Consider the following 23,837-nt stretch of genomic DNA (forward strand, 5'->3'; position numbering starts at 1 on the left):
CCGCGACATGGCACGTAAAGCCTTTGAACACTTCGAAGCCGTTTCAGCAGTAGTACCGGGCGAGGGCGGTTACCACGCCGCGATTGCCGTCAAAGCCCTCGGTGGTTCCGGTGCCCCGGTTTTTCACAAAGTGCTGGAAGGCCAGACGTTCAAGACCGCTCATGAAGCCGACGAGGCCGCGGCCAAAGAGCTGACCCACCTCAAAGACGTCAAACAAGACGCCGACCTGCTCTGGTAATCACTTGACCGCCCCCGGGCGGAACATCTTGAACAGTGCCTCTGGCCCCAGCTGAAAATAATCCGCTGGCCCGCCGCCGCGCAGAATCGGTTCTGCTGCGGCGGTGTCGTACACCCCATCCTTCAACAGCCATTTGGCGATATGCACGGCGACCACTTCGCCGAGAATCAGCCAGCTCGGCACCACTTCCTTGTTGGCGCGCTGCAACTGAATGATCTGCGTGACCTTGCACTCGAAGGACACCGGGCTTTCGGCGACCCGTGGCACCTGAATGATTTTCGACGCGGCGGTGGTCAGCCCGGACAGTTCGAACTCGTTGACTTCCGGCCCGACCATGGCGCAGCTCTGGTTCATCTGCTCGGCCAGCGGACGCGTCGCCAGGTTCCAGGCGAACTCGCCGGTCTGCTCGATGTTGTTCAGGCTGTCTTTGCGCCCGACACTGGAAAACCCGATGATCGGCGGGATGTAGTTGAAGGCGTTGAAGAAGCTGTAGGGTGCCAGGTTCAGGCGACCGTTGGCGTCCTGGGAGGAAATCCAGCCGATGGGACGCGGGCCGACGATGGCGTTGAACGGGTCATGGGGCAGGCCATGGCCGTTGGCGGGTTCGTAGAAATGGATATCGTCGGGCATGGAGTGAATTCCTGAGGGCGTCCGGGAGATGAGCATGGTGCAAGGGCCAGCGGCAGATTTCAATCAGTGGGAGTGGGGCTTCTGTGGCGATCACCGGGTTTTGCTTTCCCCAGAAATGACTAAGCCCGGCCAGAGCCGGGCTGTGTGGTGCGTACAGGGATCAGTTGGTACGGGCAGCGTCGGTGCGATCGACGCTGTCGGTAGCGACTTTGGCCGCGTCGGTGCGGCTGTCGTCTGCGGTGTTGCTTTGCGCAGTGAAGACGGCGGAACCGGTGCGGTCGTAACCATCGGCGGCGAAGGTATTGGCCGCCAGCACAGAGAGGGTCAGGGCAAGCATCAGTTTGGTTTTCATGGGTAACTCCAGTTTGCACATTGCAATGAATTGATCGACGGGGGGCAGGATGCGTACTGGGCATTAACCAGCGATTAATCGGGCTCTCTTGTCTGCGTGACAGAATTTTCATCCTGCACTTACCTATTTTTCACCGCTCCACCGCCAGTCTGCGCACCGGTCAATAACCCGAAGAAACGACCGCCACGAACTGGAGCTTGCCTTGAATGAATAAACTTCCTCAGATCACCCTGGCGTTCTGGGTCATGAAAATCTGCGCAACGACCCTGGGTGAAACCGCGGGGGATTTGTTATCGATGACCCTTAATGTCGGTTACGCCATCAGCTCGCTGATCCTGATCAGCGTCTTTGTGCTGACGCTGGTCACGCAGTTGATGTCCAAAACCTACAAGCCGGTGCTGTACTGGATCGTGATTCTGTCGACCAGCACCGCAGGCACCACCATGTCCGACTTCATGGACCGCACCCTTGAATTGGGCTACGCCACGGGTTCGATGATCCTGATTGCGATTCTGCTGGGGATATTCGCGGCCTGGCGCTTGAGCGGCGATTCGCTGAACGTCACCAAGGTCCAGACCTTCCGGGGCGAGATGTTCTATTGGATGGCGATTCTGTTTTCCAACACCCTGGGCACGGCGCTTGGCGATTACCTGGCCGACGACTCGGGCCTGGGTTTTGCCGGCGGCGCACTGTTGATCGGTTCGACCATTGCGCTGGTGGTGCTGTTGAAATACTTCACGAAGATTTCGTCGGTGCTGCTGTTCTGGGTGGCGTTCGTGCTGACGCGGCCATTCGGCGCAACCTTGGGTGACTTCCTGACCAAACCCCATGCAAAGGGTGGCCTGGATTTCGGCACCATCGGTTCGTCGCTGGTGTTGGCGGGGGTTCTGGTGGTGATGATTGCGGGGGCGTCTTACGTGCAGGGCAAGTACGCGAAGCAGACGGCGGCCGAGTTGACTTGAGACTGAGTCGTCCTCTTCACGGGCTTGCCTGCGAAGAGGACGGTACAGCCACTATCAATATTGCTGTCAGTCGGTCTCGATCCGCGAATGCTTGCGGGTGTCTTTCATGGTCACGTACACCAGCAACGACACCGCGATGCACGCCGTGACATACCAGTAGTAACCGGTTTCCATGCCGATGCTCTTGAACCACAGCGCGATGTATTCAGCGGTGCCGCCGAAGATCGACACGGTCAGTGCGTATGGCAGGCCGACGCCCAGGGCGCGGATTTCGGTCGGGAACAGTTCGGCTTTGACCACCGCGTTGATCGAGGTGTAGCCGCTGACGATGATCAGCGCCGCCATGATCAGGAAGAACGCGCCCCACCAGCTCTGGATGGTGTGCAGGGTGGTCAGGATCGGTACGGTGAACAGCGTCCCGAGAATGCCGAAGGCAATCAGGATCGGCCGACGACCGACTTTATCCGACAGCCCGCCGATGATCGGTTGCAGGCACATGAACAGGAACAGCGTGGCCGCGGAAATCGTGGTGGAGTCGGAAATGCTCATGCCGACGGTGTTCACCAGGTATTTCTGCATGTACGTGGTGTAGGTGTAGAACGCCAGCGTGCCGCCCATGGTCAGGCCGACCACGGTCATCAGTTCCTTGGGATGGCGCAGCAAGGTGCGCATCGCGCTTTCTCGGGCTTTCTCTTTCTTGGTGAACGACTCGGTTTCTTCCATGCCGCGACGCAGATACAGCGCGACCACGGCACACAGCGCACCGATGGCGAACGGAATGCGCCAGCCCCAGGCGTACAGCTCTTCGGTGGTCAGGAAGTTTTGCAGCACGATCAGCACACCCAGGGCGATGAGCTGGCCGGAGATCAGCGTCACGTACTGGAAGCTGGAGTAGAAGCCGCGACGTTCCTTGGTCGCCATCTCGCTGAGGTACGTTGCCGAGGTGCCGTACTCACCCCCCACCGACAAACCTTGTAGCAGGCGGGCGAACACCAGCAGGATCGGCGCGCCGATACCGATGGTTTCATAGCCCGGGCTCAGGGCGATCAGCAGCGAGCCGAAGCACATCAGGTAGACCGACGCCATGAGCGCGGCTTTACGGCCGGCCTTGTCGGCGTAGAGGCCCATCAGCCAACCGCCGATCGGGCGCATCAAAAAGCCCACGGCGAAGATTGCGGCGGTGTTGAGCAGTTGGGCGGTGGTGTCGCCTTTGGGGAAGAAGACTTTGGCGAAGTACAGGGAGAAGGCGGCGTAGACGTACCAGTCATACCACTCGACCATGTTGCCGACAGAGCCGCTGAAGATCGATTTGATCCGGCTGGCGGTGCTTCTTTCTTTAGCCGGCACGGCAGCCGACCCAAGGGGCAGGGCGTTGGAGTTATCCATTGAAGGATCCTTCGTTTAATTGTTTTTGTGGAGCGCGTGTAAACGCAGCCTGCAGGGGCTATAGCAGGAGCTGTGCCAAGGGGAGGAGGGCCGGTTTAGAGGGGGGGGAGAGGTTTTGTTGAGCGGATAGTCGCTCAAGGTATGCGCAAGCATGAGCGGATTTCCGCCGATGACCTGTGGTGAGGGGGCAAGCCTCCTTACCACAGGTCATGTATCGGATATGAACATCTCCCGGCTCAAACCATGGCGCTGCATCTTTTCATTGAAGGTACGGCGCGGCAGTTGCAGTTCTTCAAGCACCGCTTTCACATCGCCCTTATGCCGGGTCAGCGCCGCGCGCAAGCAATGCGCTTCGAAGGCTTCCTGCTGCGCCGCCAGTGACTGGCCGGGATCGATCCCCACCGGTTCCGGTTCGCCGAGGCCCAGCACCTGGCGCTCGGCGACGTTCGCCAGTTCGCGTACATTGCCCGGCCAGTCGTGGCTCAGCAGATGGCTCAATTGCGGCCCGCTCAACGGTGGAAAGGTACGGCCAAGGCGTTCGGCGGCACTCTGCGCGAAGAACTCGAACAGCAGTGGAATGTCTTCACGCCGATCACGCAACGGCGGCAGCCGCAGCTCGGCGACGTTCAAGCGATACGCCAGGTCCTCGCGAAAACGCCCGGCCCGGGCTTCATCCAGCAAGTCGGGTTTGGTCGCGGCGATGATCCGCAAATCCACGCGGATACTCTGGTTGGAGCCCAATCGCTCAAGCTTCTGCTCCTGCAACACCCGCAGCAGTTTCACCTGCTGCGCCAGCGGCATGCTTTCGATTTCATCGAGAAACAGCGTGCCGCCGTCAGCGTATTCGAGCTTGCCGATGCGCTTGCCCTGGGCGCCGGTGAACGCGCCGCTCTCATGGCCGAACAGTTCGGCCTCGAACAACTGCTCGGGAATCGCCGCGCAGTTCAGCGCGACAAAGGGCTTGTCGGCGCGGGGGCCGAAGTCGTGCAGGCAGCGGGCAACCAGTTCCTTGCCGCTGCCGGTTTCGCCACGGATCAGCACATTGACCGGCAGCGTCGCCAGATCCAGCACTTGCCGGCGCAGCGTCTGCAAACCACGGGACACTCCCAGCAGGGTGGCATCGAGTTTGGCGCGATTGTCGGCCTGCTCGTGCAGGGCACGGTTTTCCAGCACCAGCCGGCGTTTGTCCAGCGCCCGACGCAGGCTGCTCAGCAGGGTTTCCGGGCTGAAGGGTTTTTCGAGGAAATCGTAGGCGCCATCGCGCATCGCTTCGACGGCCATCGGCACATCGCCGTGACCGGTCAGCAAGATCACCGGCAAATCGGCGTCGCGGCGCTGCACTTCGGCCAGCAGCTCCAGCCCGCTCATGCCGGGCATGCGCACATCGCTGAGAATCACCCCGGGGAAGTGTTTCGGCAGTTGCGCCAGGCACTCATCGGCGCGGCTGAACAGCTGCACCTCGAACCCCGACAGGCTCAGCCACTGTTCGACGGCGCTGCGGATGCTGCTTTCGTCATCGACCACCATCACCGAATTGAGCATCAGGCAAATACCTCCAGATCAATGGGCAACGTCAGGGTGAATACCGCGCCTTTCTCGCCATTATCGGCGCTCAGGCGTCCGCCCGCTTCGTGGACGATGGCAAAGGACACGGCCAGCCCCAAGCCCAGGCCATCACCCACCGGCTTAGTGGTAAAGAATGGATCGAACACCTGGCTCAAATGTTCTTCGGCAATGCCGCCGCCATTGTCGATCACACTCAGGCGCCATAGCTGTTCATCGGCTTCGAGACGAATCTCCAGACGCTTGCAGGGTTTGCCCTGCATGGCGTCCAGGGCGTTGCGCAGCAGGTTGATCAGCACCTGTTCCAGACGAATCGCATCGCCACGCACCCAGGCCGGACGGGTCAGGTGCAGCACCAGGCTGACCTGTTCATCGCGCAGGCGCGCGTCGAGCAATTGCAGGGCCTGATCCACCACCGCCGCCAGATCCAGCCGTTCGCGCAAACCGCTGGGGCTTTTGCGCGCGAAGGTTTTCAGGTGGCCGGTGAGGGCGGCCATGCGCGTGAGCATGTCGTCCACCGGTTTGAGCGCCTTGTAGGCGTCGTCGACCCGGCCGTGATCGAGTAGCAACCTCAGCGTAGCAAGCTGCATGCGCTGGGCGGTCAGGGGCTGATTGATTTCATGGGCCAGCGCTGCGGACATCTGCCCCAGCGCCGCGAGTTTGGCCGATTGCACCAGTCCGTCCTGAGCGGTGCGCAGGTCACGGGTGCGTTCTTCCACCAGTTGTTCGAGTTCTTCGCGGCTGCGTTGGCGCATTTTGGCCAGGCGCCAGCGTTGATTAAGGAACAGCAACAGAAACACCAGCGCCAGCCACAACCCGGCAGCGGCGAGCGCGGCGTTACGGATGTCTTCGAAGGCGACTTGCGGGCGGCGCAACAGGTGCAAGGTCCAGCCTTCAGTGCTCAGCGGCAGCGATTCCCACAGGTAGTTTGCCGTGCCGTCAGGTCCGACGACGCGCGCCAGATCACTGTTGTCGTCAAAGCGCTGCAGCGATTGGTAATCCAGCGGTGTCAGCGGTTGTTTGTCGTATTGGCGGGTGGCCTTGAGCTCGGTGTGATCGCTGTCGTTCAACGGTTTCAACAGGCGATAGCGCCAGCCCGGCTGGTTGGCAATGAAGATGATCCCGCGCGCATCGCTGACCAGCAACGTGTCGCTGCCCTGACGCCATTCGCGCTCCAGCTCCGGGAATTCCAGTTTCACCACCATGGCGCCGAGGAACTCGCCGCTGTCGCGGGTCACCGCGCTGGAGAGAAAGTAACCGGGAATGCCACTGGTGACGCCTACCGCATAAAAGCGCCCGGCGCCCTGGGTGCGGGTCTGGCTGAAGTAAGGGCGAAAACCGTAGTTGTGGCCGACGTAACTGCTGGGCAAACGCCAATTGCTGGCGGCCACGGCCAGGCCGGTGCGGTCGAGCAGTTCCAGGGTCGAGGACTGCGCGGCACCGTTGATTTTTTCCAGTTTGCGGTTCAGTGCGTCCTGCTGCTCAGGCGTTACCGGGCCATCGAGCGCGGCGCGCAACTCCGGGTCCAGCGCCAGCACGGCGGGCAGGGCTCGGTAGCGGTCGATCAGGGTATGCAGGGAATTGGCGTACAGCGCCAGTTGCTGGTTGGCGCGGGCGGCGTCTTCTTCCAGCGCCTGGCGTTCGGCGTGGCGGATGGCCAGGGTGGCGGCGAGGACGGCACCGGCGACGATCAGCAGGGAGTACAACGACAGACGCAGGGTACGGGAGGTCGGCAGCATGCTGGCGCAAACAGAGAGTAAGTCGGGCGGGCACCATACCATGCAGGTGATCGGCTCGGCGTCCTGTTCGCGCACTCACCGATCGTTCGGGCGACTGACAGGCTTGAGAGTTGCCAAAGTACCAGGTTTTTCTATCGCGAACGGTTTGGACACTGGATAAAAAAAACGGCCGGGTCATCCATAACGATGAGCCGGCCGTACGGGCAGACTGAAGCGCTTACTGCACTTCCACCGCCAGGCTTTCGCTGATCTTCTGCTGCCAGATCGCAGGGCCAGTGATGTGTACCGACTCACCCTTGCTGTCCACCGCAACGGTGACCGGCATGTCTTTCACGTCGAACTCGTAGATCGCTTCCATCCCCAGTTCGGCGAACGCCACCACGCGGGATTTCTTGATCGCTTGCGCCACCAGGTAAGCCGCGCCGCCGACTGCCATCAGGTAAACGGCTTTGTGGTCCTTGATCGCTTCGATTGCGGTCGGGCCGCGCTCGGATTTGCCGATCATGCCCAACAGGCCGGTTTGCTCGAGGATCTGACGGGTGAACTTGTCCATCCGCGTAGCGGTAGTCGGGCCAGCCGGGCCAACCACTTCTTCGCGCACCGGATCAACCGGGCCGACGTAGTAGATGAAGCGACCTTTCAGGTCCACCGGCAGGGTTTCACCCTTGTTCAGCATCTCGACCATGCGCTTGTGCGCGGCGTCGCGGCCGGTGAGCATCTTGCCGTTGAGCAGGACGGTTTCGCCCGGCTTCCAGCTCTGCACTTCTTCCGGTGTCAGGGTGTCGAGGTTGACGCGACGGGCCGATGGGCCGGCTTCCCAGACGATTTCCGGGTAGGCGTCCAGCGGTGGCGCTTCCAGCGAGGCCGGGCCGGAACCGTCGAGCACGAAGTGCGCGTGACGGGTGGCGGCGCAGTTCGGGATCATGCACACCGGCAGGGAGGCGGCGTGGGTCGGGTAATCCATGATCTTCACGTCGAGCACGGTGGTCAGACCGCCCAGGCCCTGGGCACCGATGCCCAGTTGGTTGACCTTCTCGAACAGCTCCAGGCGCATCTCTTCGATACGGTTCTGCGGGCCGCGTGCTTTGAGCTCGTGAATGTCGATGGATTCCATCAACACTTCCTTGGCCATCACGGCGGCTTTCTCGGCGGTGCCGCCGATGCCGATGCCGAGCATGCCCGGTGGGCACCAGCCGGCGCCCATGGTCGGAACGGTTTTCAAAACCCAGTCGACGATCGAGTCGGACGGGTTGAGCATGGCCATTTTCGACTTGTTCTCGGAACCGCCGCCCTTGGCCGCCACGTCCACTTCCACGGTGTTACCCGGAACGATGGAGTAGTGGATCACAGCCGGGGTGTTGTCCTTGGTGTTTTTACGAGCACCCGCCGGGTCGGCGAGGATCGAGGCACGCAGGACGTTTTCCGGCAGGTTGTAAGCCCGGCGCACGCCTTCGTTGATCATGTCGTCCAGGCCCATGGTGGCGCCATCCCAACGTACGTCCATGCCTACGCGCACGAACACGGTGACGATGCCGGTATCCTGGCAGATCGGGCGGTGGCCGGTGGCGCACATGCGCGAGTTGATCAGGATTTGCGCGATGGAATCGCGGGCTGCCGGCGATTCTTCACGCAGGTAGGCCTCGTGCATCGCCTGGATGAAATCCACGGGGTGGTAGTAAGAAATGAATTGCAGGGCGTCAGCAACGCTCTGAATCAGGTCGTCTTGCTTGATCACGGTCATCGAGTCGCGCTCCTCTAAAAGACGGGAACATTCAATAAGGTGCCTGCGGCTTGGGTGCATCGGTCGGTCGCAGACACCTTTCAAGGCACGCCGGGCATGCTGGCGCGACGCTAAAAAGGCGCGGCAGTATACCGCGCATCAAAGGCGGGTACATCCGTTGACAGTCAAACGTTGGTCGCATACCGCCCACACATGGATAGAAGGGCTTTTGTGGCGAGGGAGCTTGTCGGATCGCCGCATCGTCCCGTTCGGCTGCGAAGCCGTCGTAAACCCTGCAATCGCGATCTATCGAAAGAATGCAGGGGGCCGCTGCGCAGCCCAGCGGGAGCAAGCTCCCTCGCCACAGATTATCTGGAGCCAAAGTCATGGGTTTGACGCCAGAATTTCGCCCTAAAAATTGAATGGTCATTTATCAGACTCGCCACTAAAGTGGCATCCGGCCTGTAGAGTAGGACACTCGATCAGCCTCCTTTCGCACGGTGAATCAACGATTGACCCATAACGCCATCCAGCGGCTTTTGCTCAAACGCTTTGCCCTTGCGGCCGGCACTTATGCCCTGGCCTTGCTGCTGGTGTGGCTGGCGTTTTTCACCGGCCATTACAACGACTCCCTTGCTGGCATGGTGATCGGCAGCGTGTTGACGGTGTTCAGTCAGGCCGTGTTGTTCGCGGTGTTTTACAGCGGCACGAACCTGCGGTGTTCCGACCCCAGCCTGACCGAAGTGCAAATTCTGCTGGGGCTGGGTTGGCAATCCTGGCTGATCGCCCATCTGGACGAGGCGCGCGGTGCGTTTCTGGTGTTTTACCTGCTGATCCTGTTGTTCGGGCTGTTTCATCTGTCGCGTATTGCTTTTGTGCGTTGCGCGTTGCTGGTGTTTTTCAGTTTCAGCGCCATCACGTTATGGGAGCTCTACCACTTCGAGCTGCACGACCCGACGCAGTCCCTGTTGCAGGTGTGCGTGCTGTTTGTGGTGCTCGGCTGGCTGGTGCTTTATGCCCGTTACGTCCAGGTGTCGCGCCAGCGTATGCGGCAGCGGCGGTTTGCCTTGCAGGCGCATCAAGACACCCTGCGCGGGATGATGCGCCAGCTCGAAGGCCTGGTGGCGACCGACGAACTCACCGGGCTGTTCAACCGCCGGCATTTCCTGCGCCTGGCCTCCCGCGAGCTGAATGCCATGGAAGTCGGTGTGGTGCATGGCCTGGCGCTGATCGACCTCGACCACTTCAAACGCATCAACGATGTTCACGGCCACGCCGCCGGTGATCAGGTGCTGCAAGCGTTCGCCGGAGTGGCCACGGCCTGCCTGCGCGATGGCGATATTCTGGCCCGTTACGGCGGTGAAGAATTCGTGGTGCTGTTGCCCGATTGCGATGCCGAGCGCCTGACGGCCTGTTGCGAGCGCTTGCGCATAGCCTTCATGGATGTCGAATTGGTCGGCCTGGAGATCGCCCACCTCAGCCTGTCGGCGGGCATGACCTTGTTGGAACTTGGCGATGATCTGGATCACGCCTTGCATTGCGCCGATCAGGCGCTGTACCGCGCCAAGCGTGACGGCCGTAACCGTTGCGCGGCCGCCTGGGAGAATGTCGATGCCTGAGTTACGGGTCGGCGAACGCCAATGGGCAGTGGAGGCGGGCAGTAACCTGCTCGATGCCCTCAATCAAAACGGCGTGCCGGTGCCCTACAGCTGCCGCGCCGGTAGTTGCCACGCGTGCCTGGTCAAATGTGTCGAGGGCCTGCCCAGCGACAGCCGTCCCGATGCCTTGAGCAATGAACAGCGCCAACAGGGCTGGCGGTTGGCCTGTCAGTGCCAGGTGGTTGACGATCTGCAAGTCGAAACTTTTGACCCGCTGCGCGATGGTCTTGCCGCGCAAGTGGTCGCCAGCGATTGGCTGAGCGCCAGCGTGTTGCGCTTGCGCCTGAGCAGCGAGCGCCCGTTGCGCTATCAGGCGGGGCAGCATCTGGTGTTGTGGGCGGGGCAGGTGGCGCGGCCATATTCCCTGGCCAGCCTGCCGGAAGAAGACCGCTTTCTGGAATTCCACCTCGATTGCCGCCAACCGGGGGAGTTCAGTGACGCGGCGCGTCGCTTGAAAATCGGCGATCCGATCCGCCTCGGCGAGTTGCGCGGCGGGGCGCTGCATTACGATCCGGACTGGCACACCCGCCCGCTGTGGTTGCTGGCGGCCGGCACCGGTCTGGGGCCGTTGTTCGGCATCTTGCGTGAAGCGTTGCGTCAGCATCACCAGGGCGCCATCCGCGTCATTCACCTGGCCCATGATGCCAGTGAGCATTATCTGGCCAAACCCCTGCAAGCCATGGCCGAGGGCCGTGAAAACCTTAATGTCGAGCTGTGGACGGCGGCTGAGTTGCCCGTGGCTTTGGCGCAACTGCGCATTGTTTCCCGGCAAACCCTGGCCTTAGTCTGCGGAGCACCCGACAGCGTCGACGCCTTTGCCCGGCGCCTGTACCTGGCGGGTTTGCCGCGCAATCAACTGCTGGCGGATGTCTTTGTACCCCATGGTTGAGCGCTGATTTTTGTGGCGAGGGAGCTTGCTCCCGCTGAGCTGCGTAGCGGCCCCAAAAGTTTGTGAGCGCTGCGCACTGGAGCGCCAGCCCGGTCAAGCGGGAGCAAGCTCCCTCGCCACAGTTGATCCTCTCAGATCAGGACACGCCATGCCCGACGCCATCCAGTTTGAACGTTAGCGCGGTTTACTGACCCTGCGCCTCAACCGCCCGGAAAAGAAAAACGCCCTGACCCGCGCCATGCTCAGCCAACTGGCGGAGGGGTTACGACTTGCCGACAGCGATCCCGAGGAAGCGCCGGACCGGGAACAGCTGCGCCAGGTCATAGAAGAAGAGGGCGCGTTGTTCACCCAGCGGTTGCGCTCGCCGGAAGCGATGGCGGCGTTGTCAGCGTTTATCAGCAAACACTAACCGATCGTTCCCACGCTCTGCGTGGGAACGATCACCACAGACGAAAAAAGCCCCGCCATTCACATGGCGGGGCTTTTGTTTTTCAGCAATCGGTCACTCAGACCTGCGGGTCGCCCACGTGCAGGATCTTCATGCCGTTGGTACCGCCGGTGGTGTGGTAGCTGTCGCCCTTGGTCAGGATCACCCAGTCACCTTTCTGCACGACGCCGCGCTTGACCAGCTCGTCGATGGCTTTCTGGCTGACTTCGTTCGGTGCCAGCGAGGCCGGGTCGAACGGAACGGTGTACACGCCACGGAACATCGCTGCGCGGGCCTGGGCTTCGCGGTGCGGGGTGAACGCGTAAATCGGCACCGACGAGCGGATACGCGACATGATCAGCGGGGTGTAGCCGCTTTCGGTCAGCGCGATGATCGCTTTCACGCCTGGGAAGTGGTTGGCGGTGTACATGGTTGCCAGCGCGATGCTCTCGTCGCAGCGCTCGAATTCCTTGCCGATGCGGTGGCTGGAGGTCTTGCTGGTCGGGTGCTTTTCAGCGCCGATGCAGATGCGCGCCATGGCTTGCACCGCTTCCAGCGGGTACAGGCCAGCAGCACTTTCGGCCGACAACATCACGGCGTCCGTGTAGTCGAGTACGGCGTTGGCTACGTCGGACACTTCGGCGCGGGTCGGCATCGGGTTCTGGATCATCGACTCCATCATCTGGGTCGCGACGATCACGGCCTTGTTGTGGCGACGTGCGTGCAGAATGATTTTCTTCTGAATGCCCACCAGCTCAGCGTCGCCGATTTCCACGCCCAGGTCACCACGGGCCACCATCACCGCGTCGGAGGCTTTGATCAGGCCGTCGAGGGTTTCGTCGTCGGCCACGGCTTCGGCGCGTTCGATCTTCGCCACCAGCCAGGCGGTGCCGCCGGCTTCGTCGCGCAGTTGACGGGCGTATTCCATGTCGGCGGCGTCACGGGGGAAGGACACCGCGAGGTAGTCGACTTCCATTTCGGCGGCGAGCTTGATGTCGGCCTTGTCTTTCTCGGTCAGGGCCGGCGCCGTCAGGCCACCACCGCGACGGTTGATGCCTTTATGGTCCGACAGCGGGCCGCCGATGGTCACGGTGCAATTCAGTTCGGTGGCAGTGGCGGTATCGACGCGCATCACCACGCGGCCGTCGTCGAGCAGCAGCTCGTCGCCCACGCCGCAGTCTTTCACCAGGTCCGGGTAGTCGATGCCGACCACTTGCTGGTTGCCTTCGGTCAGCGGATGGCTGGTGGAGAAGGTGAATTGATCACCGATCTTCAGCTCGATCCGCTTGTTGGCGAATTTGGCGATACGGATTTTCGGGCCTTGCAGGTCACCCAGCAGGGCGACGAAGCGGCCGTGCTTGGCAGCGAGGTCACGCACCAGCTTCGCGCGAGCCTTGTGCTCGTCGGGGGTGCCGTGGGAGAAGTTCAGGCGGGCGACGTCCAGGCCAGCCAGAATCAGCTGTTCGAGAACTTCCGGCGAGTTACTGGCCGGGCCAAGGGTAGCGACGATTTTGGTACGACGGACGGACATGCAAAGACTCCTGAGTTCAAGCGCTAGCAGAGGCTACTATGGTCTTTGGGTGTAGTCATTGTTCGTTTGCACTACTTATTGCTTTCTTTATTGAACGTGACAACTTTACAGCACGCCATCCTGAAGATTTCCGACAACGGGTCGATACAGAGCGCAAGACAGGAGATCCCCCTATGCGATTCGTGCTCATTGCCGTCCTTGCCCTCAGTGCTGCGGGCTGCACCCATTGGTCGATGGACCATCATTTGAACAATGCCTACAGCGCCTACGAACGCGGCAACTGCGAACAGGTGATGCTCGAACTGTCCAAGGTCGATCGTGAAAGTCGTTCCCGTCGCTACGTACAGCCGGAAGTGTCGATGATGCGCGGCCAGTGCCTGGAACGGCAGAAGCTGTTCATCGATGCGGCGCAGACTTATCAGTTCATCATTGCCTCGTACCCGCAAAGCGAATACGCCTACCGCGCTCGCGCCCGTCTGGAAACCTTGCAGAGCCTGGGCCATTACCCGACGCGTAGCGCGGCGGCCGTGCGCCCGACGCAGTTCTGATGGCAGCTGTCATGCAACGGCTGGCCGCCCGGCGGTGGTGAGCTATAGTCCAAGAGATCGGTTTTAGAACCTTGCTTCTAAACCGAGGTGATACCTGTGATCGGCAGCAGGTCAGCGTTGTAAGGGCTGACGCACCAGGATCGGGGAGAGCGCGCCCAGGCTTATCAAGGAGCCGGCACGTTCCGAAGCATTAGTGCGGCCCTGCTTAAGGGCCTTGCTGGGCCATTTGCGCATGTTTACCGACCGCCGGATCGAGCGGCATCAACTGCCGTATTTTCTGAAAGTGTTCAACAGCGTCACCGACAAACCCATCGGCTTTCTGGGCAACTTGTCCAGCGACGGGCTGATGCTCATCAGCCAGTTGCCGATGATGGTAGGCGTCGACTTTGACCTGCGATTGAAAATCCCCGCCAGCGACGGCTGCCAGCAGGTCATTGACCTGAAGGCGTGTTGCCTGTGGTGCCATGAAGACGTCACGCCCCATCATTACGACGCCGGGTTCAGCCTGCAACGGGCACCGCCGGAGTACGGGCAATTGGTGGAGGCGTTGACGCAGTACTTCAGCTTTCAGCCATTGCCTGCTTCAGCCTGACAAATCCGCAACCAGTAGCAGCTGGCGCAGCCTGCTGCTACTGGGATTCGTCGCTACGTCGTTTTAATCGCCTTCTCGTTATCCAGCGACCGTTCCACCAGCATCAGCCCCAACTCACTCATCCGGTAAATTGCCATGGCCAGATGCCGCGGCTTGTCGTCCAGGCTTTCCGCCAGGTCGAGTAGCAGAATGCTGACCGTCGAAAAGGTTTCGTAGGTCTCGATGGTCAAGGCTTCGGGATTGGCATCGGGGACAACGGTGAACATTTTCATGGATCGTTCCTCGGTGGGGCGTTCGTTGGCAAAACACGGCTCAGTGTTTTCCTGTTTGAGATAGTGATCTAGAGCCCTGTTGGCAGCGTCTTGGAGTTTTCTTGAGTCGAGGGTTCCGTAGGGGGAACGCGGGATGGTATTGAGTGAATTGGGTCGAGGCATTGACACGGTTAACTCCTTGTTGGAGCTACCGCCGATTCGGAGGTAGACGAATGGACGGCAGCGAGGGAAGGAGAACCTTATGTTGGGACGGACACCACCCACAATCAGCCTGGGTCGCTGACACTTGTAGGCAGATGCGCTTCATTCTGTAGCCGTTAGCGCTGCTATTCGAGAAGTCGGGAGGAGGACAACAAGCATATTACTGACCATGAACGTCAGTTGTTACCCGATGAGGAGCATCGGGTAACAGCCGAGGAGAATTACGACTCTTGATGGTTAGCTAGTCATTAGGGTCATGCTTTTTTGGAGCTTGTGATTCTTTAAAATCGGTGGAGATAGAAATAAGTGCCAAAGAGATGAATTCTTGGTTTCGATCTATCGCTTGCAATGCACATCGGATGTTATTCGCTATTTCGGTAGCACCTCGTTGCGCTATCCAATTCGATAGTTCTTCTATAGCGGCACCCAAAGCCAGTTGGTTCTCATTGATCTGCGTTAGCACTGAAGCAAATAGTTTTGTCTCGTCCATGATGGATTCCTTGCGATAGAGCTTTCAGGTTGTTGAGTGGGACTGATTTTCGTAAGTACCCGGATTGAGGGCTTGTCGTACGTGCTCGCACGTCATATCCATGTCGGCATCGTGATATGACGATTTTATATACGATTCGACGTTACATCGTTCCAGCTTTTTTCCACCCCAAATACGCCGTCACCAACTCGGCCCCTAACTCTGAGGGCCGAGCATCCACCACCGGCACTCCATGAGCACTCAACCGCTCATGGAGCTGCGCCCGGTCATTCAAATAATCCACCGTCCCACAATAGGCCAGCGCCTCCGGCAAGGTTTGCACCGGCGTTTGCCGCAGGCTGTCGAGCAAGTCTTCGCGCAGGCTCGCCACCAGCACCCGATGCAGTTTGCTCAGGCGTTTGACGGCGGTCAGCAGTTCTTCATCGTCTTCATCCCGCAAGTTGGTCACCAGCACCACCAGTGCCCTGCGTTTTTGTCGGGCCAGCAGTTGCGTGACGGCGGCCTGGTAGTCGGCCGGGCGTTGGGTGCTGTCGAGGTCGTAGACGGTGTTGAGCAACACGTTGAGCTGGCCTGTGCCCTTGACCGGGGCAAGGTAGTGCGGATGGTTGCTGGCGAAGGTGCTCAAGCCCACCGCGTCGCCCTGGCGCAACGCGATGTAGCTGAGCAACAGGCAGGCATTGAGAGCGTGATCGAAATGCGCGAGCTCGCCGTCCTGGCTGCGCATGCGACGGCCGCAATCGAGCATGAAGATGATTTGCTGGTCGCGCTCGTCCTGGTACTCGCGGGCGATGGGGGTGCGTTGGCGGGCGGTGGCTTTCCAGTCGATCTGGCGCAGGCTGTCGCCTTCGCGGAATTCGCGCAGTTGATGGAATTCCAGGCCCAGGCCGCGACGTTGGCGCTGGCGTACGCCGAGTTGGCTGAGCCAGTTGTCCACCGCCAGCAACTGGCCGCCGTAGAGGCGGGCGAAGTCGGGGTAGACGCGGGTGGTGTCGGGTATGTTGAGCAGGCGTTTGTCGGACCACAACCCCATGGGGCTCGGCAGGTTGATTTCGCAGTATTCGAAGCTGAAATGGCCGCGCATGAGCGGGCGCAGGCGGTAGCTGATCTGGCTCTGTTGGCCAGGTTGCAGTTCGACCGACAGGGGCAGGTTTTCGACGCTCAGGCCGTCGGGTACGTGGTCGAAGATCTGAATGTTCAGTGGTTGGGTAAAATCATGCTCGACCTCCAATCGCACTTCGCTCCAGCGACCGAGTGCCAGGCTGCCGGGCATTTGTCGCTGGAGGCGCGGTGAGGGCAAACGCTTGAGGCGAATGGCATCGAGTATCGCCAGGGCCAACAGGGCTAGCAGTAATCCCCAGTTGATCGATAAAAGGCTTGATGGAACGGCGATGTTCAGCGCCCGTAAGGCGCCCAGCACGATGCCGATGGCTAGCAAGGCCGCAAGCCAGGCCAGTAGAAGCCGGGATGGTTTCATCGGCACACAGTTCCTGTGGCGAGGGAGCTTGCTCCCGCTCCAGTGCGCAGTGCTGGCAAGTTCTTCGCCCTATCAGAAATGTTGGGGCCGCTTCGCAGCCCGGCGGGAGCAAGCTCCCTCGCCACAGGGGTGGTCCGGATGGCCATGTTCACAGGCGTGGCGCCGGCACTTGGTCGAGCAGTTGCTTGAGCACCTGATCGACGTCCAGCCCTTCGATGTCCAGCTCCGGGGCAATCCGCACGCGGTGACGCAGTACCGCCAGGGCGCAACCTTTGATGTCGTCGGGAATCACGAACTCGCCTCCGCGCAACAAGGCGCGGGCGCGGGCGCAACGTGCCAGGGCGATGGAGGCGCGAGGCCCGGCGCCGAGGGTCAAACCCGGCCAGGTGCGGGTGGTGCGGGCCAGGCGCACGGCGTAATCGAGCACCTGATCGTCCAGCGGCAGGTCACTGGCAATGCGCTGCAAGGCCAGCACGTCCTTGGCTTGCAACACGGTGCGCAGCGGTTGTACATCGAGCATGTCGGCGCGGGTCGAGCGGCTGACCTGACGCACCATGTCCAATTCCTGATCGGCCTCGGGGTAATCCATGCGCACCTTGAGCATGAAGCGGTCGAGTTCGGCTTCGGGTAACGGGTAAGTGCCTTCCTGTTCGATGGGGTTTTGCGTGGCCAGCACCATGAACGGTTGAGCGATGGGCAGGGCGCGGCCTTCGAGGGTGACCTGGCGTTCCTGCATGGCTTCGAGCAACGCGGCCTGGGTTTTTGCCGGGGCGCGGTTGATTTCATCGGCCAGCAGCAGGTTGGTGAACAACGGGCCTTTGCGCAGTTTGAATTGCTCGGTTTGCAGGTCGTACACCGCGTGCCCGGTGACGTCGCTGGGCATCAGGTCCGGGGTGAACTGGATGCGGGCGTATTCGCCACCGAAGCAACGGGCGAGGGCGCGCACCAGCAACGTCTTGCCCAACCCCGGCACGCCTTCGAGCAGCACATGGCCGCCGGCGATCAGGGCGGTGAGCACATCGTCGATCACGGTGTTCTGGCCAATCACCGCTTTTTGCAACTCCGTTCTTATCGCCTGGGCCAACTGGCCGGCGCGCTGGCGCTGCTGGGCGGCGTGGGTCTGGGTGCCGGGCTCGATCTGTTCACTCATAAGGCGTTCCTCAAGGTTTGCAGGTGGGCGACCTGACGGCTGAATTCAGCGCTGGACAGCCGCTGTTTCGGTCTCGGGCTCATGGCCTGGCTGATGGCGCGTGTGGGGTGGCCGGTCAGGCGTGCGAGCACCAGCCATTGTTCGGCGACGCCGAGTTGTTCAAAACCGGGATGACGGTGGCGGACACGACGCAGGATGTCTTGCTGCAAGGCGTGCAACAGGCTGTGCTGACCGCTGCGGCGCAGCATGAAATCGGCGCTTGCGCGCAGGTGTTCCTGAAGATGCCGACGCGCCCTTGGGGCCGGCTCCAGCAACGGGCCGCTGCGCACGCCAACGTGCCAGAAACCCAAAGCGATCAAGGCGATCAGGGCCACCAGGGCTTGGGGAAAGTAACGCCACAACAAGGTCAGCAGACTGTCGTGCTCGGTATTGAACAGCAGGGTCACATCGGTGTCGGCCGTCAGGTACCACAGCAGCCAGGCGTTGTCGTACTGATTGATGGCCGGGGTTTTCCAGAGGTCGGCATCGGTGACCACGGTGATCGAACCCAGCCCGTGGCTCAGCTGCATCATGTGCGTGGCCTTGCCACTGTTGGCCCAGGCCTGGGCGAGGTTTTTCGGGTCGTCGAGGTGGAACGCGGTATCGAAGCTGAAGTAGGCCGGCGCCTCTTCGTTTTCCAGATAGAGCTTGGTCAGTTTGGGGTAGGGATCATCGCGCAGATCGGGAGGCGAGTCCTTGAGGTCTTTGCTCAGGAACTGGTGCAACTGCACCCGGTCGAGCAGCAGGTCATTGCTTTGGCCGTTCTTTTCATCCCACAGGGCTTCGGCGACGAATACCAGGCGCCCACCGGCCCGGGTCCAGTTCAACACCTGATCCACCTGGCGCGGCGACATGTTCGAGCGGTCGCCGAGCAACAACAGGCTGTGCTGACGCGGTTCGAGGGTCGGCAGGATGTCGAGGCTGTTGGCGTGGCTGACGGTCAGGCCCTGTTTGCGCAGAAAATGCTCGGCGGCCAGGTAGGGATTGGCCTGGGCTTCAGGGGACGGGCCGTGTTCGATTTGTACCTGATAGGGCGTGGCCTTGAAATACAGGTAAGCACTCAGCGCACCCAAGAGCACGACGATGAACCCGCCGACCGCCAGCCATGCCTTGCGGTTCAACGGACCGCTCCGGGGCCGAACAATGCGCGCCAGCCGTCACACAGTTCCTGTTGCAAATGCGCCGGTGGCAGGCGATGCCCGTAGGCCATGTTCTGCCAGTGTGCGGTCAGGTTTTTACTGAAGGCCAGCAACGACGGTTGCTTCAATTGTTCAACGCGCTGAAGCACTTCGCCTTCGGTGTCGGCGGGTTTGAGCGTCATGTCGAAGTCGTTCAGCAAGTGGCTGAGCAAGGCGCGATAGAGCAAGCCAAGGGCTTCACGCGGGTTGGTTTGCCAGAGGCTTTCGGCGCTGGCCGCGATATCGGCGGGCAGGGTTTCGCGGTTGAGGTCCAGGCCGAACGCCTGCTGCGGCATTGGTCGCGTCACTTTTCGGTTGAGCGCTGGCCGGCGGCTGACGAACGCCTGCAACCAGTCGCGGTAACGCCAGATCAACAGGCCAATGGCGCCGATCACCGCGCCCCACAGCAACACCTCGATCAGGTTGGCCAATGCGCCGAAACGTTGGCTGTCGAGCAAACCGAACAGCGCTTTCAGCCAGGCGGGTGTTTGACCACCGTGCGCGGTATCGTCGGCGGGCTTGTCTTCGCCGAACCGATAGCGGGTCACCGTTTCCTTGTTCTTGAACGGTGGCTGATCGAGGATGGCCTTGATGCTGTCTCGGGATGCCTGACTGGTCAGCGGTTGCTCCAGCAGACGCGGGCTGTCCGGTGACATGCCCGGTTCGGCGGCCCAGACGCTTTGCCCCGTCGGCACCAGCACACACGCCGCCAGCAGCAGCGTGATGACTGCGCTGCTCAGGCGTTGGCGCAAGCGGCGGAACACCAGTTCGATGTCCCAGGCTTCCAGCCGTGTGCGCCGGTTCAGGTAAAGGCTGAAACCACAGGCGACATAAATCGGTTCCCAGACCACCAGCACCAGGGCGTAAAAAGCATTGGTCAGGTGTTCCAGCCAGCGCCAGTCTTGTGTGGCGGCGGCAATCAAGGTCTGCCAGCCCCAGTCCAGTTCGACCTGCAGCGGCAAGAGCATGTAGAACAGCACCATCAGGCCGATCCACAACGCGGTTTCCAGGTGCACGCCGATGATTGTCAGCCATTGCGCGGCACCGGCATTGCGCTGCAACAGCACGCGTAAACGCTGTTGTCGTGCTTCGCCCTCCAGGCCTTCGAGTTGTACCACCGGCATCAGAAAGCTGCGGCTCAGGCTCAGGCGGCGCCAGGTCAGGCTGGCCAGCAGTTGCGGCGGGAGCAGGCGCGGCCATTGGCACAGGGCCTGTTTCAGCGTGGGTGTTTCGCCGAACATGGCTTTGGACAGGATGTACAGCGGTAGCCGGTCGAACGCCGGTTTGAGCCACCAGAACAGGAACAGGGCGAGGGAGGGCGACTCCCACAGCATCAGGCTGAGCAAGGTAAAAATCGGTAGGGTCACGATCGCCCAACTGGTCATCAACAGGCGTCGATGGCGCTGACTCAGCAGCACCCCCAGGTCCATGGCTTCCCAGTTTGTGCGTGGGCGAATCACTGCACTGGCGTCACTCAGGCGCATGGCAGGTCCGTCCGGCAAACAGCAGATAAGTCGCGACCAACACCCAGAGCGCTGCGCCGACCAGGTATTTGGTCAGCGGCGTGACTCCGGTCCGCGACGACCAGTAGGCTTCTATAAACGCTGCAATCAACAAAAACAGCATGACCCCGCAAATCAGCAACACGCTCTTGCTCGCCGCCACTCGCAGGGCTTCGGCGCGGGGCAAACGTCCCGGCGCGATCAACGCCCAGCCCAGTTGCAGGCCGGCGGCACCGGCCAGGGCAATGGCGCTCAGTTCGAAGGCGCCGTGCCCGATCACGAATGACCAGAAGGTTTGCCCGTAGCCGATGTGCGTCAGGTGCCCGGCCACCGCACCGATCATCAAGCCGTTGAAGAACAGGAAAAACGCGCTGCCCAGACCAAACAGCAAACCGCTGGCGAAGGTCTGAAACGCGATGCCGATGTTGTGCATGATGTAGTAACCGAACATCTCCCAGTCTTCACTGGCCGCCCGTTCTGCCAAGCGCCCCAGATGACCGGCGACGGGGTCGTACATGCTTTGCATCTCACTGACCTGCTCGGCCGGGATCAGGTTGTAGACCAGTTCCGGGAACAGATACACCAGCAGCCCGATGCCAATCAGGCTGCCAAAAAATATCAGGCTGGCGGCAAGCACGAAAGGCCATTGTTCGCGCACCAGTCGCGGGAAGTCGGCAAGGATGAAGCTCAGTACGTTGGCCCTCAGCCAACTGCGATGCCGATAAAGCTGTTGATGCCCGCGCAGCACTTGTTGCTGTAACGAGTCGACCAAAAAGCTGCTGTAACCACGCTCCTGAGCCAGGGCCAGGTGTTGGCAGAGCCGTCGATAGTCGCTGGGGAAGCTGGCGACTCGCGAGGTTTCCTTGCCGCGTTCCAGCCGTTCGAGCATGAGTGCAAACTGCTCCCATTCGGTCTTGTGGCGGCTTTCGAATAGGCTTTGCTTCATGTCGGGCCCAACAGTCCGCGGGCGATGCCGTTGAGTTCGGCCACGGCCTGCGGCGCTGAAACGTGCAGCGGTTGCGCGAGTATCGAGGCGAGTTCACCTGCCCGCGCCTCGGAGAGTTCACCCTGGCGCTCGGCAAACCCGAGGATGGCGCGTTGCTCGGTCAGCGTCAGCGCGAAAGCGGCACGGCGCGGCGGGGCATCGGGTAACTGCGGTCGGGTGAGCGGTTGTTCGCGGTAGATCACCAGCGTGCCGGCGGCCAGGTCGCCGAGGCGTTTGAAGGTGGGATGTTGCAGGCAACTGATCGCCCCGAGGAAGTAGCCGAACGGCAACATGTCGACAAATCGCAACAGGTTGCGCAGCAAGGACGCGGACCAGCCGATCGGGGTGCCATCGTCGTGCACCACGCGCAATCCCATCCATTGCTTGCCCGGCGAGCGCCCCTGATTGAGCACCTCGAACAGCACCATGTACCACCAGCTCACCACGAACAGCAAAATCGAGCCAAGCCCGGCGCCGAGTTTGCCGAGGAACGCCAGCACCATGAACAGCAGGCCCAGGATCAACCCGCGCAGGCCCAGGTCGATGGTGAACGCCAGCGCACGGACCATCAACCCGGCCGGGCGCAGTGGCAAGTCGATGCCTTCGGGCGTTTCGACCTGATACCGCGTGTCGAGTGGCGGGGCCAGCGTTGCTTTCCGTGGCAGTGCTGTGGTCTCGAGCATGGGCAACCTTGCTGTGGCCGGTTTGCGATTCGATGTCCGTTCGATGCTAGCAGCCTCTCGGGGGGAAACGACATAACTATGTATTGCACGGTATGCGGCCGGAGGTGATTGAATGACAACATTTCTGGTCGAGGCAGCCTGTGTGCGCCTAGACTTCGCCGGTCTTCTGTTCAGGAACAACCCGTGACCTCGATCTTCTGGTACGACTACGAAACCACTGGCATCAACCCCCGTTGCGACCGTCCGTTGCAAGTGGCGGGGATTCGCACCGACTTCGATCTCAATGAAATAGACGAGCCGGTCAATCTCTACTGCCAGCCCAGTGACGACATCCTGCCGCATCCGGCGGCTTGCGCGATCACCGGTATCACGCCTGGCCTTCTGGCCGAGCAAGGTTTGAGCGAAGCCGATTTCATGACCCGGGTTCATGCCCAGCTCGCCCTGCCCGGCACTTGTGGGGCAGGGTACAACACGCTGCGTTTCGACGACGAGATGACCCGTTACAGCCTGTATCGAAACTTTTTCGACCCCTACGCACGGGAGTGGCAGGGCGGCAACAGCCGCTGGGACCTGATCGACATCGTGCGCGCGGCTTATGCGTTGCGTCCCGATGGCTTCGTCTGGCCCACGGATGACGAAGGGCGGGTGACGCTCAAGCTCGAACGCCTGACCGCCGCCAATGGCATCGATCACGGAAATGCCCACGAGGCGCTATCGGATGTTCGCGCCACAATCGCCCTGGCGCGTCTGATTCGTGAAAAACAGCCGAAGTTGTATGACTGGCTGTTTCAGTTACGCAGCAAACAAAAGGTGATGGACCAGATTCGGCTGTTGCAGCCGATGGTGCACATTTCCGGACGCTTTTCGGCGGCCCGCCATTATGTCGGCGTGGTACTGCCACTGGCCTGGCATCCACGCAATCGCAACGCGCTGATTGTCTGTGACCTGCACCTGGACCCTCAGGGGCTGCTCGATCTGGATACCGAAACCTTGCGTCAGCGGCTTTATACACGCCGTGACGATCTGGCCGAAGGCGAACTGCCCGTGCCGCTCAAGCTCATACACATCAACAAGTGCCCGGTCGTGGCGCCGTTATCGGTACTTCGTCCCGAAGATCAGCAACGTTTGGGGCTGGACATGGCGCTCTATCAGGAACGGGCGCTGCGGCTAAGTGCCGCACAACAACTTTGGCAAGATAAAGTCTCGGGAATTTATGCCCGCGAGGATTTCGCCACGAGCCTGGACCCCGAGCAACAGTTATACGACGGTTTTATTGGCGATCGGGATCGACGTCTATGTGAGCAAGTCAGAGCCGCCGACCCTGCGCAATTAGCACAAGAGCAGTGGCCTTTCGATGATGAACGCTTGCCCGAATTATTGTTTCGTTATCGCGCACGCAACTTTCCCGATACGTTGAGCCTGGAAGAGCAAGAGCGCTGGCGAATATTCTGTCAGCAACGTTTGTCCGCACCGGAGTGGGGCGCTCCCAATACGCTGGAAAGTTTTCTGACAGCTGCCGCCCAATTGACGATTAGTCCTACATCGTTTCAGCAAGAGGTTCTGGATGAATGGCAGATTCATGTCCAGGCATTACGCAAACGTTTGAATATTTGAAAACGAAAATGACT

22 protein-coding genes and 1 pseudogene are annotated in these 23,837 nt (G+C 60.9%); 8 read left to right on the forward strand and 15 right to left on the reverse strand.

Features of this window, described 5'->3' with window-relative positions; translation table 11 throughout:
• Positions 1-7: 7 nt before the first annotated feature.
• Positions 8-238: a hypothetical protein gene (locus FFH90_RS07000; RefSeq protein ID WP_019581518.1), complete on the forward strand. Its 231-nt coding sequence runs from the start codon at positions 8-10 to the stop codon at positions 236-238.
• Here the strand turns inward: FFH90_RS07000 and FFH90_RS07005 are convergent, their stop codons facing one another.
• Entirely contained in the window at positions 239-868 is a 630-nt protein-coding gene (locus FFH90_RS07005; RefSeq protein WP_018926552.1) for a flavin reductase family protein, read from the reverse strand.
• 160 nt (positions 869-1,028) lie between these two features.
• Positions 1,029-1,220, reverse strand: a complete 192-nt coding sequence (locus FFH90_RS07010) for a hypothetical protein (RefSeq protein ID WP_018926551.1) — start codon at positions 1,218-1,220, stop codon at positions 1,029-1,031.
• 206 nt (positions 1,221-1,426) lie between these two features.
• On the opposite strand from FFH90_RS07010, the gene FFH90_RS07015 reads away from it, so the two are divergent.
• Positions 1,427-2,182, forward strand: a complete 756-nt coding sequence (locus FFH90_RS07015) for a membrane protein (RefSeq protein ID WP_018926550.1) — start codon at positions 1,427-1,429, stop codon at positions 2,180-2,182.
• A gap of 66 nt (positions 2,183-2,248) precedes the next feature.
• Here FFH90_RS07015 and FFH90_RS07020 read toward each other — a convergent pair whose 3' ends face one another.
• From FFH90_RS07020 to FFH90_RS07035, 4 genes are all read right to left on the reverse strand, one after another.
• Positions 2,249-3,568, reverse strand: a complete 1,320-nt coding sequence (locus tag FFH90_RS07020; protein ID WP_018926549.1) for an MFS transporter — start codon at positions 3,566-3,568, stop codon at positions 2,249-2,251.
• A 207-nt stretch (positions 3,569-3,775) separates the two neighbouring features.
• The gene (locus tag FFH90_RS07025; RefSeq protein ID WP_028939429.1) at positions 3,776-5,110 is read right to left on the reverse strand and encodes a sigma-54 dependent transcriptional regulator; all 1,335 of its coding nucleotides are present in this window, start codon (positions 5,108-5,110) and stop codon (positions 3,776-3,778) included.
• A complete protein-coding gene (locus FFH90_RS07030) occupies positions 5,110-6,870 on the reverse strand; it encodes an ATP-binding protein (protein ID WP_138867660.1) in 1,761 nt (586 codons plus the stop codon). Before FFH90_RS07030 ends, FFH90_RS07025 begins: the two co-directional genes overlap by 1 nt.
• A 217-nt stretch (positions 6,871-7,087) precedes the next feature.
• Positions 7,088-8,611, reverse strand: coding sequence for a fumarate hydratase (locus FFH90_RS07035; RefSeq protein ID WP_007938826.1), 1,524 nt, complete (start codon positions 8,609-8,611; stop codon positions 7,088-7,090).
• A gap of 491 nt (positions 8,612-9,102) precedes the next feature.
• Here FFH90_RS07035 and FFH90_RS07040 point away from each other — a divergent pair, with 491 nt between their 5' ends.
• From FFH90_RS07040 to FFH90_RS30625, 3 genes and pseudogenes are all read left to right on the forward strand, one after another.
• Positions 9,103-10,209 (forward strand): diguanylate cyclase, encoded by a 1,107-nt coding sequence (locus tag FFH90_RS07040; protein WP_138866903.1) that lies wholly within the window; start codon positions 9,103-9,105, stop codon positions 10,207-10,209.
• Entirely contained in the window at positions 10,202-11,137 is a 936-nt protein-coding gene (locus FFH90_RS07045) for an iron-sulfur-binding ferredoxin reductase (RefSeq protein ID WP_138866904.1), read from the forward strand. The genes FFH90_RS07040 and FFH90_RS07045 overlap by 8 nt, the downstream gene beginning before the upstream one ends.
• 289 nt (positions 11,138-11,426) lie before the next feature.
• A pseudogene (locus FFH90_RS30625) lies at positions 11,427-11,546 on the forward strand (enoyl-CoA hydratase); the annotation flags it as partial.
• A gap of 97 nt (positions 11,547-11,643) precedes the next feature.
• Here the strand turns inward: FFH90_RS30625 and pyk are convergent.
• Positions 11,644-13,095, reverse strand: coding sequence for a pyruvate kinase (gene pyk / locus FFH90_RS07055; RefSeq protein WP_018926537.1), 1,452 nt, complete (start codon positions 13,093-13,095; stop codon positions 11,644-11,646).
• A 173-nt stretch (positions 13,096-13,268) separates the two neighbouring features.
• On the opposite strand from pyk, the gene FFH90_RS07060 reads away from it, so the two are divergent.
• On the forward strand, positions 13,269-13,643 hold the full coding sequence (locus FFH90_RS07060; protein WP_064616335.1) for a tol-pal system YbgF family protein: 375 nt from the start codon (positions 13,269-13,271) through the stop codon (positions 13,641-13,643).
• Positions 13,644-13,875: 232 nt separating this feature from the next.
• The gene (locus FFH90_RS07065; protein ID WP_138866905.1) at positions 13,876-14,235 is read left to right on the forward strand and encodes a PilZ domain-containing protein; all 360 of its coding nucleotides are present in this window, start codon (positions 13,876-13,878) and stop codon (positions 14,233-14,235) included.
• Between the two features lie 53 nt (positions 14,236-14,288).
• Here FFH90_RS07065 and FFH90_RS07070 read toward each other — a convergent pair whose 3' ends face one another.
• The 8 genes from FFH90_RS07070 to FFH90_RS07105 form a co-directional block, all read right to left on the reverse strand.
• Positions 14,289-14,675 (reverse strand): DUF6124 family protein, encoded by a 387-nt coding sequence (locus tag FFH90_RS07070; RefSeq protein ID WP_371924385.1) that lies wholly within the window; start codon positions 14,673-14,675, stop codon positions 14,289-14,291.
• Positions 14,676-14,949: 274 nt separating this feature from the next.
• Positions 14,950-15,198 carry a hypothetical protein gene (locus tag FFH90_RS07075; protein ID WP_111454702.1) on the reverse strand — a complete coding sequence of 83 codons (249 nt, stop codon included), beginning with the start codon at positions 15,196-15,198 and terminating at the stop codon, positions 14,950-14,952.
• A 142-nt stretch (positions 15,199-15,340) separates the two neighbouring features.
• Positions 15,341-16,672 carry a DUF58 domain-containing protein gene (locus FFH90_RS07080; RefSeq protein WP_138866906.1) on the reverse strand — a complete coding sequence of 444 codons (1,332 nt, stop codon included), beginning with the start codon at positions 16,670-16,672 and terminating at the stop codon, positions 15,341-15,343.
• Positions 16,673-16,820: 148 nt separating this feature from the next.
• Positions 16,821-17,822, reverse strand: coding sequence for a MoxR family ATPase (locus FFH90_RS07085; RefSeq protein ID WP_064616339.1), 1,002 nt, complete (start codon positions 17,820-17,822; stop codon positions 16,821-16,823).
• The gene (locus FFH90_RS07090) at positions 17,819-18,982 is read right to left on the reverse strand and encodes a DUF4350 domain-containing protein (protein WP_111454700.1); all 1,164 of its coding nucleotides are present in this window, start codon (positions 18,980-18,982) and stop codon (positions 17,819-17,821) included. Before FFH90_RS07090 ends, FFH90_RS07085 begins: the two co-directional genes overlap by 4 nt.
• Positions 18,979-20,523, reverse strand: a complete 1,545-nt coding sequence (locus tag FFH90_RS07095) for a DUF4129 domain-containing protein (protein ID WP_138866907.1) — start codon at positions 20,521-20,523, stop codon at positions 18,979-18,981. Before FFH90_RS07095 ends, FFH90_RS07090 begins: the two co-directional genes overlap by 4 nt.
• Positions 20,510-21,487, reverse strand: a complete 978-nt coding sequence (locus FFH90_RS07100; protein WP_138866908.1) for a stage II sporulation protein M — start codon at positions 21,485-21,487, stop codon at positions 20,510-20,512. Before FFH90_RS07100 ends, FFH90_RS07095 begins: the two co-directional genes overlap by 14 nt.
• Positions 21,484-22,209, reverse strand: a complete 726-nt coding sequence (locus FFH90_RS07105) for an RDD family protein (RefSeq protein WP_018926528.1) — start codon at positions 22,207-22,209, stop codon at positions 21,484-21,486. The genes FFH90_RS07100 and FFH90_RS07105 overlap by 4 nt, the downstream gene beginning before the upstream one ends.
• 183 nt (positions 22,210-22,392) lie before the next feature.
• Here FFH90_RS07105 and sbcB point away from each other — a divergent pair, with 183 nt between their 5' ends.
• Positions 22,393-23,823, forward strand: a complete 1,431-nt coding sequence (gene sbcB / locus FFH90_RS07110) for an exodeoxyribonuclease I (RefSeq protein WP_138866909.1) — start codon at positions 22,393-22,395, stop codon at positions 23,821-23,823.
• The last annotated feature ends 14 nt before the right edge of the window (positions 23,824-23,837 follow it).

The organism is Pseudomonas sp. ATCC 43928 (assembly GCF_005938665.2).
In the GTDB taxonomy this organism is placed as follows: Bacteria; Pseudomonadota; Gammaproteobacteria; order Pseudomonadales; family Pseudomonadaceae; genus Aquipseudomonas.